The following is an 11532-nucleotide window of genomic DNA, read 5'->3' as shown; positions in this document are numbered from 1 at the left end:
CAATTCATATTTTTTGTTGGCGAGATAGCTCAGTTGGTTAGAGCGCATGATTCATAATCATGAGGTCGGGGGATCATGCCCCCCTCTCGCTACGGATTGAATATTAAACAGTTACGGCGTAAAACCTGTAGCTGTTTTTTTTATGGATAAAATGGGTAAACAAATGATATAAATAACCTACCTATCCAATAGGTTTGATACCTCAACAATCTGTTTTTTTTGCGAAGAAAGTGCGTCATACGAAGAAATTGCATATATTTATCGCAGATATTGAAACTTCACAGCACAAAATATGAATTTAAAATCAGCTTTTTTTCAACTCAGTGGCTCGGTCATTGTGTATCTCAATCGTTATCGACACCCTTCCTTCTTCCCTGGGTAAAGACAGCTACCTTCTGCTCGACAAGCTTGTACTCAATACCGGCGGTATGTCCATTACTTTATAAACAATCCTCTTTTCATATATAGCGCATATCGCTCATTTATCTTTTTGAAAATCAAAAAAAATAATAAAAATGAAACGTTTCCCGATCCCTATTCTTATTATTTTTATCGCATTTTATTTTGTTTCCGGCACGGCAAAGGGCCAGAGTAAAACTGAATATTTTATGCAATCGTCATTCGAACGAGGTTCCTTGAACCCGGCATTGCGTCCCAATCAGGGATATATGGTTTTACCGGTATTGCCAAGCTTTTACGGCGAGGTGAAAACAAATACACTCAACCTTGACCATCTTACAAGGAAAGCCAGTGGAGAACGGGTAACCTTTCTCCACCAATCGGTAGATGCCGATGATTTTTTACACAGGATGAAAAATAATAATTATGTCATCGGCACGGTTTCTTACAAACTGTTCGGACTGGGCTTTTACAGGAACGACGATTTCTGGAGCATCGATCTGGATATCAAGACACACGTGGATGCCAATATTCCAAAATCGGTTTTCGAACTCGTAAAAAAAGGATTTGGACGTCAGGAGCAGACAAAATATGAAATAGAAAATATCCGTGCCACGGGTAACGGCAAGCTGGAGTTGGGAGTGGGCTATTCACGCCCGTTGATAAACGATAATCTGATAGTCGGCGGACGTATGAAAGGATTGATAGGGATAGCCGATTTCAATTTAAATGCTTCCCGGTTAACCGTCGATGCAGGAACAGAATACTGGGAAGCTCAGTCGTCCGTGCTGCTGAAAGCATCCATGCCGGGAATAAAGGTGAAGCACGACGAAGAGGGTAAATTTGACGGATTCGAGCTGTCGGAAGGGAAAAGAATAAGCGCGACCGGATGGGGCGCCGGATTCGATATCGGGGCGCAGTACGACCTGTCGGAAATATTTCCCAGGCTGAACGGATTAACCGTTTCCGCGGCTTTAACGGATATCGGTTTTATAAGATTCGGAAGGAAAAATACCGTATTCCTGGAGTCTCCCGAAACAACGGTGCGTATCAATCCCAACGATTATACACTGCATACCGATGGGTCGTCGTCGTTAAACGACGTTTTTGAAGATGTCGTGGAAGACCTTCAATCCGCGGTGGACCTACAGGAAACAGAGCCGGTTAAACGAACCGTCCCGTTGCGATCTTCCCTGAATATCGGGACGGAATACAGGATGAATGAAAGACTGTCGTTCGGAGTCCTGTTCTCGAACTATTTCGGAACCTATTTCAATTCTCCGGAACTTACGGTTTCAGCAAATTTCGTCCATGCCGGTTGGCTGGGACTGACCGGAAGCTATTCCGTGATGCATGGCGCTTTCAACACCCTGGGATTTGCCGCCCACCTTGCTCCCCCAAAGGGAATACGTTTTTTCCTTGCAAGCGATTATATATTCCCACACGTGAATTCCCATTTTTTCCCGACCAAAAGCAAGGCCCTTAACGTACAAGTGGGATTTAGCATACCAATGGGGGAAAAGTTATACCCTCATAAACCTGCATTATAACTCAGCAACATGTAAACAGTTTTGTTCTCAGTACGCATTTTATTCAGGAAATTAAACGGAACGGCATTTGTACTATCTATTGTCAGACTCCATCCACTGTCGACATCACCCACTAAATCCACATTTTCTGCTGCAACGGTCAGCTTTTTCTTCTTTAAATCCATACTGCAGAACGTAGCAGTTATCTGATCATCCAACCCTAATGTTTTAGTCCAGTAAGGAAAGTGATTTTTATTGATACTCAGGACTAGTTTTCTTTCATTATTATTGGTAGCTGTTTTAAACAGATTCCATTCTCCTGCAAATTCGCTGTTGATGCTGAATAACTGAAGCAATCCTTTCTCCGGATCAGATAAAATCTCCTCTTTAATCCAGGTTGTCGCATCCTTTGCCAGATGACCGGCTTCCCTGCATGTATAGCGGAAATGCAACACAACATCGGCGACGGTTTCAAAATCAAATTGAGGAATATCGTTGGGTAGTTCGATTTTCCATCTGCTGATTGCCCCGGCCCCTTCAAACGGCAAATAACGCTCATCGCGTAAATTGGTTTCGAATAAACCGCTGTCGTTTTGTGCCGAGCTGGTAACAATGGATTGAATGGCGCCATTGTAATCCCGGAAACGATTGTCTTCCGGGCCTGACCGCTGGTAGTCGTCCCCTTTCAATGATGAAATCCTGATACTGCTCTGCAATAATGTCAATTTTGCATGGACGGTAGTATAAGGTCCGGTAATGCAGGGGATGGAAACAGCCACCGTCTTGATGCGCCGCATAAACTGTCCGGGGCTGTCCAGATCATATATCCATTCGGGAACTGCAATCTCACAGGTGCCGGTAGCTTTTAATTTCAACAGGGTCATTGGGTCCAAACGTTGTATGGATATATGTTTTGTAATTTCATACTCCCTTTTGTTGTTTTCGTGATAGGCCATTTCCAACCGTTTCAGATCCAGATACAACGATTCACCCGACAACAAGCCCTTTCTTGCACTGTCCCAATAGCCGAATTGAATGAAATCGGTGTCAGTGAACTCAGGACGCATCAATTCATACTTCATTGTCTGTTCGCTTTTCTTTGCGATATCGTAAGCAAATTGGTAACAAGAGAAATAAATCCTTGAAATTTCTCCTTGCATCCAACTATACAACTCCTCATTGGTAAATTTATCCTGCAGAAAGGCGTTTATCTCTTCCGACTGTTCAATTTGTCTGATATGATTTTCATATTCCTTTTTGGTAATCTGTTCACGGATCAGGGATGAAATAATTTGTCTGCCATATTGCACAAGCTCCGCAGTGGCACTGTTTGCCTGAAGCACGTAATCCTCTGCCCTTCGGTAATAGCCTCCCATTTTGGAAGCTCTCTCTGCACTGGTAAGAAATGCGGTTGCGATTTTTTGTGCAATTTCTGAACCTCCGTCAGCTGCCGCTTTTAACTGTTTCCCGCCAAACTCGGCTGCCCCTCCGACACCTAATGGCGTTCCGTGCACGTCGAACTGAGGTATAAGTCCTACAATCGGTGAAATCAACTTCAATACCGAAGAGAGAGTACTGAAAGTATCATAGCTGGGTAGAAAAATATTCAACTCCGCATTCTCATTTTTATTCAATGGCAATGTCTTGCCCAATTCACCTCCCAAAATTCCGGTAACCATATTTCCTGCAAATTCCATTAGGCCGCCGACAGATGTTTCTTTCCTGTAATCCTCCTGGCTCAGTTCTCCCGCATATTCCCCAATGAACTGCGCATATACTTCGTCAAAGTTTTCCTCATTCAGCTCATTTCTTGCAAGATCGATGGTCTTTAATTTATCGATATCCGAATCACTGACTCCCAATATTTTCTTGTAATGCCGGTATCTTTCAAAAGCGACGGCCCTGCTTTTCAGCAACGATTCAGTGGCGGCTTCCGATTCTTTCCACTGAAGGAATTTTATATCCTGCACCAGTTTTGAAATGTTTAATTCGTGCTGCTGCCGCATCAGGGCAATATGTTCCGCATCCTTTTTCTCAAGTGCGGAAAGCAGGGCATTCCCCAGCGATTTCACTTCAGCACATATTTCCATCGCTTTCTGCAGCAGCAACGGTCCGCGTACTGTGGAGACAGACTGATTGATATTATTGACAATGCTCCCTATATCAATGCCGGCAGCGACAGCCTTCACCAGCATGCCGGGATCAATGGGCGGGTCAAATAATGGCAATTGACGGACAACACCTTCAATATTCATGCAATGCCTGATTTTGAACAGACGGTCAGCCACAGTATCCCAATACGCAAGCAATTGATCATTTTGCGGAATGCAGAAGTATAAAGATCTGCCAATACCAAACAGAGCAGAAGTTCCTCCCTCATTCACTTTCGTAGTGGAAGTGGGATTTGTGTTAAACGGAAAATCGTTTTCTATCTCCATCAATGCATTGCCAAATGCGTCAATACCCGTGTCTTTCAACTGTTTGTAAGTTTTTGGAGTTCTTTTTCTGCGAGGCGGGATTTTTTGTGGTTTAGGTCCCAAAACAGCGGCTGCAAGCACATATACCTGCGTAGCTTCATTGAGTGTCTCAATGGTATCCTGCCTGAACAGGTTGTCACCCCAGGCTATGAGGTTATCCAGGTATTTCATCACCACATTCAGCTGATAGGCAAGGTAGCGGGTACGGGCAATGACATGCGGTTGAAATGGTTTGTCCCGCCAGGCCTGGATGCTTTTCTCCATGCGCTGCTTCAATTCATTGTCTTCATTTTTCGCAAGCTCTGTCAGCATCTCCTGAATAAACTCAGCTTTTGTTTCTTCCCTGAAACGGAGGAATTTCCAAAACCGTTGTGGTGCTTCGACACTGCTGTCGGTACATGTCGGATCAAAAATGAAGTGAAACCATTTTTGAGCCTCCGCAAAACGTTGATTTTTGCTCAGATGGACAGCAACCGTAAGGGGAGCATGAAAGAAAAGCTCCCAATTATAAACGGCATACGGTCCGTCATCGCTCACATCAATATTCTCCTTCGGAAACGGCGACATGGCATAAGCTCCCGGAATATACCAGTCAGTCAACGGTCGTTCGAGGCTCTTATGATATTTTGCATCCAATAATGCCGGCAAACCGTCCCTGTTGAGGGTTTCAATCAGTTCATCGGTATAAGGGTGATAATGCGGGGAAAGTGTATAGTTCACTTTTCGTGCATTATTATAATATAACCATAATAACCCTTTGTCAACCATCAGATTATTATTTAGCATTAGTTCTGACTGATAATGAAAATTATTATTTGCTATCATGACATTCAACTTTTAAATGCTTATAAAACTATTTGTTTATCAATTTATTCACAGGTCCTCTTGTGTTAATCACCTTACCCTCGAAGAGATAAGGCTCGTTTGTTACAAGAATCTTATTGTAGTTAGTATTGAAATCTACCTGCCCTATTACCTGATTCCATGGATCGGAAGGATTCACTATTTCGTCAAACCTGATCACATCTTCCATTACCGGAGGCCATCCGGGTATTGGTTTGTCAACCAATTCGGGAATATTTACCTCTAAAAGCGGTAATTCAACCCATGGGAAGTAAATATCAATTTCGGGGAGTCTCCTGTATACTTTCTCGTCCGGCTGTACAAAAAAAGTACTGTGTTCATCCGCATAAGAAAATGGCGCTTCAAACTGATTTTCTGTCGGATGCCGCAAGGGAGTAATTGAAAGGCCGGGCTGCAAAACATCCTTTTTGGAAAAAATGTTTTCGGTCACGTAATTGGTTGTGGCGCCGGCGGGTTGTTTCACTTTTGTCTTAAACATACTGGATGGAATAAGCATCTGCGTAAAATAATTCTGTGTATCCAGCGTCATATATGATTCAAGGAATGTTGTGTATTCACTTTCTACCAGTTGGTTAATATTTACCAAAGTATTTAGTTTCTCTATATAAGGAGGAGCATTCTTTGATGTATATATTACCCTGTGCATACTCCCTGTACCATAATATATCAGATAGAAATCCAGGCGTTCCCTGAACTTCCCTGTCGGATTTTCAACCCTGTCTTTTCTTCCGTAGAGCGATATTGTGCGGCTGTCGAACGATTTGATATTTGGTATTACAATCGGTCGTTTGAGCTCGGTCGATTTTGGTGATGTCCACTTACCTTTAAAGTATTCACCCCAACACATATTAATCTCCACATTTATCCTTTTTTGGTCTGTCCATGGCTTTTCAGAGATTGCTTTTGGAGAAGAACCGGTGTTCCGTTCAACAGGTTTTTCAAGGATATTCAACCAGAAGAGGAACAGTCTCCTTTTCCACACAATCGGGAAAATATGATCGCCTTCTATATTGAGGTTTATCTTTTCCCAGGGTGTCCAATAACCATACTCATAACGTCGATAATAGTATTGTCTTGTGTTGCCGTTGGTTCGTCCTATCACGTGAAGCACATCATCGAACTGATTCCCTTTTTCATTCTCATCCAGATACATACCGACGATTTCCAGTTTGGCAATATCATCCAATTTTTTCAGATAATTCAGGAATGCCAGCTCTGCTGATTCATCAGTAACTTCTGCCTGTAATAATTCCCCTTCCAGCTCTTTAAATAAGGATGATTTGTTGTCCCTCAATTCGGGTTCAAGCCAATTCTCCGGATAGAGAAATACTTTCCTGTTGGCTTCCCACAACCGGTAGCGTTTCATCCATGCCCATTGTTCAGCCCGTATGGAATCGGGAGACACATCGGGTTCGAGATTCATCATACAACGCTGAATGAATAATTGCAAGGTTGAAAGCGCCATCCTTATCCGGGAAGTTTTCATACAGGCATCCATCTCCACATCAATCAGAAAATATTCGTACAGTTTATCGGGAGTAACAATTTCAGGCGATGGTTTTTTGTATTGTAAGACATAACTCACCAAGGCATCCCTCAATAAATTTCTAACGGGGTCACTGACAGTCTGCATGGTTTCCAGCCAGACTGCTTCAGTCACTTTTTGCTTTATTGTGGCTTTTATGCCGGCGACCAGATCATAAGAGGGATTATTTGTAATCCATGAAAGCAGATCTGAAGAGGGATAATAGATGTTGCTCAACAAAGCCATGGCATCAACCACTTTTTTCAGCTGACTCAATTTTGAAAGGTCGCTACGAACCAACCCAAAATGTTGCAGCACCCCTGTAAGGTCTGCTTCATTCCACAAATTGAAATATTCCAGCAACAATTTATTCCGGCTGTTCTTTACATCTGGATCCTGTAATACCTGCAGCCATGTATTGTCTTCAGGTTCATTTTCATCTTTCATTTGTTTGAAATTGACAAGCAGATTTATTTTTTCCCATAAGGTTTTTAGATCTGCATTGTTGATGCTGCCATCCGTGTCCAATTCATTCAGGAAATTTTTTGTTTCTTCATTTACCGAAGCAAAATAATTCAATTCGGCAGGAGTAAACCCAAAAAGTTTTTGCAGTTGGGAGGCCTTGGATAACCGGATAAGCGATTCCCTGGCAAAATCAACATTTTCCTTTGTATATACTGCCATTGCCGGTATGGCAGATTTCTCCATAGCCTTGGTGCGCCATAATAAATTCACAGTTTCAGTCGCGGGTAACGACGCAATTGTCATTGTAACTTTGTGCAATATTCCTGTTTTCAATGATACAGGCAATGCGTTTTTTACTTCTCCTGAAGCTCCGACAGTAATATTGCTGATTACCGGCTGTTCATTTATCGTCAGTGAAATGACTGTATTTTGCGCAGCAGAAACGTAAAAAAGATATTCATCCGTTGCGGGCACGTCTATATAAAAATTGTAAGTTATGTTTTGATTGAATACCGGCGTATTTTCCAATTGTAAAAAGTCATTTATCACCGATTCGGAGGCATCAGATACCGACTGAATGGTTTCTTTCCGGGCGGTCAGTATATTCACTGTATCCGCATCAGATTTTAAAACAGCTATCAAAGCCTGCTTTAAACCATTGCTTTTCAGTTTCGACTTCAATTCCGGCAAAATCAGTTCTGTCAGCTTCTTTGTTTGTAACGCAGGTATAGATTCGGCAACAACCTGATCGTAAATATCTTTCAGTTCCGGATAATTTGCGGCGAAGTCGGTCAGTGCTGCATTGCTGACCACGGACAGCAAATCAACAGCAGCTTTGAAATCTGAAATAAACGTGTCCAGATCCGGCTGTGTGGCAATAATTTCCATATCTGTCAATCCGAATGAGTCTGCCATGTTTTCAAGTAACGTTTTGGCAGCATCGGACAAGATCCCTGTGTATGTAAGTTCTTTTTTAAATGGATCAAATCCTATCCGGCTGTCGGCATCAGTTATCTTTTTTGGCAAAACTTCTTCGATTGTCACGAAGGATTCACTATAGGTGTTTGTCCCCAGAAGCAATCCAAAGAAATAGCCCGTGATGCCTGCATCATATACCAAAGACATCTTACCTCTTGCAAAATCGGGATCTGCATTATCAGGAGCAATGCTGTACTCCTTTTCAACACTGTTCAGTGTTTCACGTAAAATTTTCACATTCTTAAGCGCTGTTTCCTCTGAGATTGTAAGCTTACCGGTCAAATCCACATGGTGCAGGATATAAGAAAGATCTGCCACTTTCAAGGAATTGGCTTTTAACTGCTGGGCAGTCAGAATAAATTTCAGGAGTGATGGTTCGTCACTTTCCATATCATCGGCGAGCGGATCTATTCCGGTTATTACACTTAATTCTGTCAATTCGGGCAGACTCAACTTTGTGATTTTTGCACACTGTTGGATACGTAATTCCCGCAGGTTGGCACTGTTCAGAATGAGCAACAACTCTGCGAATTTTTTTTCGGAATAGGAAAGATGGTCTGCAATTTTTTTAAAATTCGCAATCCTGTTGAACAACGTCACAAAAACCGGATCAATATTGTCAATAACAATTTGTCCTGAAGGGACCGGACTCAAAGTGGATATAACACTGTCCAAAGTAATGATACTCCATCCTGTTTTATGCAGCAGTCTTATAAACCGGTGGAACTTATGGTACGAAAGTTCGGTCAACTGGTTACCTGTATTATCCGGAAGAGCGTATCTCAATTCTACTTTAGCAAAATCACACTCCACTGATTCGGTTACTGTATCTGTAAGTGTAATCAGCCCCATAATCAAATCCCTATGCTTGTTAAGCCACTGTTTTATATCACCTTCATAATCATCCGGCGATATTTCAGGCGGGATCATTGCATCCAATGTTGCATCTGACAATGTGCCGTTATAAAATTCATTCAGGTCGGTAAGGTTGATCTGCAATTTTTGAAACAATGGAACGATTGTTAATCCCGGATTTATAAAATTGGTTTTTAACAAGGTCGCCAGGTCATCATAACTGATACCGGTTCTGTGACAGAAGGCTTTTCCATTGGCAATGGCTGCGTTTAATTGAGCAATTGTGTTACCCTCAGGTTCACCGAAATATTCCGGTAATTTTTTAAAGTTAATATCCGTAATGGTTTTATATTCATCTTCACTAAAGCTAAGCGCCTCCTTCCTTGAAGACAATGGTGCTGAAAAAACTGACAACATCTCCTCCAGGCTTGTATCCCAGATTTTATATATTCTCCGCAGGGTTTCAAGCGGTTGATGAAAAGGAAGATTATAAGGAAATACTTTCGATTTCAGCTCATCATACACAGTTTTTTCAACAAACTGAGGTTCGGCGAGCAATTCCGATTGAGTTATATCTTCTGTTATATCATGTCCTGTCAAATCCTTCAGATCGCCATGAAGAATATAATGTTCCAATATTTCGTTCACCAGATCAATATAGGGAAGAGACATATTGGTGTTTTCACATGAAAGCTGGATGTGTTGTATATCGGGTCTTCGCTTCAACAATTCATCAATGGGATTTTCTTTTTCATGCGGGATTTTTTCCAGATCGATAAAATGGAGCAGTTCAACCAAATAAGCTGCAGGGCTGAGCACTGAATTGCAATGATCGCAGGCACAATAATCCATATTGCCCAGCAGATCTTCAAGAGTGGGATAAGCAATAGTTTCGTTTTGCACTTTCTCTAACTTGCCGGTAATGGAATAAACGTTGGGCATGGTACGAGCCGTAATATAGCCGGTAGCAATACCAATGGAAGCATTGTTTATTTCGACAGCTTTGTTATACGTCATTTCGGCTTCCACGGTATTGGGGAAATTTTCACCATAGGCTTGTAAGAATTCATTTTTTGTATAACCGGCTATCTGGTATGCCGAATATAGCCCTGACTTACTCAAAGCGACCATTGATTCATCCGAAGGACTCATCTGGTACATCCTTTCCATGATTTTAGCAGAAGCTTTTGCCGGAGTAGTTAACTGATCGAATCCGTCCCAATTCTTCACAGGTTGGCTTCCAATAAGGTTTTTGATCTGATTGCTGCTGAAAAACTGATAAAGTTCATTTGTGGGTGCATTGGCACCCAGGTCAATTTCTTTTCTTTTTATCATTTCACCTGCTACTGCCGTAGGATACCCGATTTTCACCTGAAAGGCAAGATACCGGGCATATTCATCCGCTGTGATTCCCTGGGGCAAGTTATTATCAATCAAATTTTTCCATTCATCAGCTCTATATAATCCGCTGGTTGCCAGATCAACATCTTTTTTAATATTGAATTTGTCGTATACTTTCCTGATAAGCGGCACGTTTTGTCCTGTGAGATAGCCCAGTTTGCCGTCTAATTGTAAAGCTGCAATCGTATTGGAATCAAATCCTTGTTCAGAAAGGGAATTCCATAATTTTCCACTGTCATTGCCTGCTTCTTTTTGTATTTGAGCAAAAATAGTTTTTTGTTGGGTGTTCAGTTTTCTTATATCCAACATTTCGTTCATTGAAGAAACGGATGATGGCAGTTTGTTATTAAGAATATGATTAACTGATAATGTTTCCAATGTTCCAATAGTTTCCCGGATATTACCGGTTGAGGGGATTATATTTTTTTCAACGGCATTTTTTATCGCAGCTTCCGCATCTTTGGAAGAAACGGATTGAATCGCCTCTTCAGTTCCCGGTACACCTGCCCGTAATAAGGCATATATATGAGAGGAATCTATTTTTAAACTATCACTTAATTTAGCTGAACTGACAAGCATTGCCGTTATTCTTGCATCCCACCCTGTTTTGTTTGACAAATACGAAATATTCCGGTTTTTATCATCTTCTTTTAATTCGGTTAAATTCAATCGACCCAAATGAGGTTTGATTTCATTTAAAACCAAACTGAATTCTGTTTCTTTTTTAATTTCACCGCCAGATACAATGATGTCCAGGGTCTCATCTCTTGACGCATTGAATTTAATGGCGGATCTCCCGATCTCTTTCCGCTCGTTTTTTTCATAAACCCGCACCTCGATATCCGGATTATTGTTTCTATCATCAACTTTGTAAGAAATAGCATACTCCCCGTTTTTACCTGAAATTGTTTTACCCGCAGAAGCGCCATTAACGATAGTGAGAATAAATACTTCCGCAGCATAACCTGAAAGAGGCACTCCTCTATTATCGGTTATTGTTCCCCTTACGATATACGAATTATCATTACCCGGTTTCATA

General features: G+C 41.6%; 3 protein-coding genes and 1 tRNA gene. 2 read left to right on the top strand and 2 right to left on the bottom strand.

The features are described 5' to 3' along the window. Window positions 1-18 precede the first annotated feature (18 nt). Together U2P89_RS05660 and U2P89_RS05655 are read left to right on the top strand one after the other, a co-directional pair. Window positions 19-92 (top strand) — tRNA-Met (locus U2P89_RS05660). Between the two features lie 423 nt (window positions 93-515). Beyond that, on the top strand, window positions 516-1949 hold the full coding sequence (locus U2P89_RS05655) for a DUF5723 family protein (RefSeq protein ID WP_322190868.1): 1434 nt from the start codon (window positions 516-518) through the stop codon (window positions 1947-1949). Here U2P89_RS05655 and U2P89_RS05650 read toward each other — a convergent pair. Beyond that, entirely contained in the window at window positions 1931-5191 is a 3261-nt protein-coding gene (locus U2P89_RS05650) for a toxin (RefSeq protein ID WP_322190867.1), read from the bottom strand. The genes U2P89_RS05655 and U2P89_RS05650 overlap by 19 nt on opposite strands. A 67-nt stretch (window positions 5192-5258) precedes the next feature. Beyond that, entirely contained in the window at window positions 5259-11531 is a 6273-nt protein-coding gene (locus tag U2P89_RS05645) for a neuraminidase-like domain-containing protein (protein ID WP_322190866.1), read from the bottom strand. Window position 11532 lies beyond the last annotated feature (1 nt).

It is taken from the genome of Proteiniphilum sp., from assembly GCF_034331125.1.
GTDB classification, from domain to species: Bacteria; Bacteroidota; Bacteroidia; order Bacteroidales; family Dysgonomonadaceae; genus Proteiniphilum; species Proteiniphilum saccharofermentans.
The sequence above is the reverse complement of the archived record's forward strand: the minus strand, read 5'-3'. Positions and strand labels throughout refer to the sequence as shown.

Excerpts from the sequence above, each read along its gene's own strand:
- U2P89_RS05645 (WP_322190866.1), bottom strand. The coding sequence starts at position 11,531 with ATGAAACCGGGTAATGATAATTCGTATATCGTAAGGGGAACAATAACC.
- U2P89_RS05650 (WP_322190867.1), bottom strand. The coding sequence starts at position 5,191 with ATGCTAAATAATAATCTGATGGTTGACAAAGGGTTATTATGGTTATAT.
- U2P89_RS05655 (WP_322190868.1), top strand. The coding sequence starts at position 516 with ATGAAACGTTTCCCGATCCCTATTCTTATTATTTTTATCGCATTTTAT.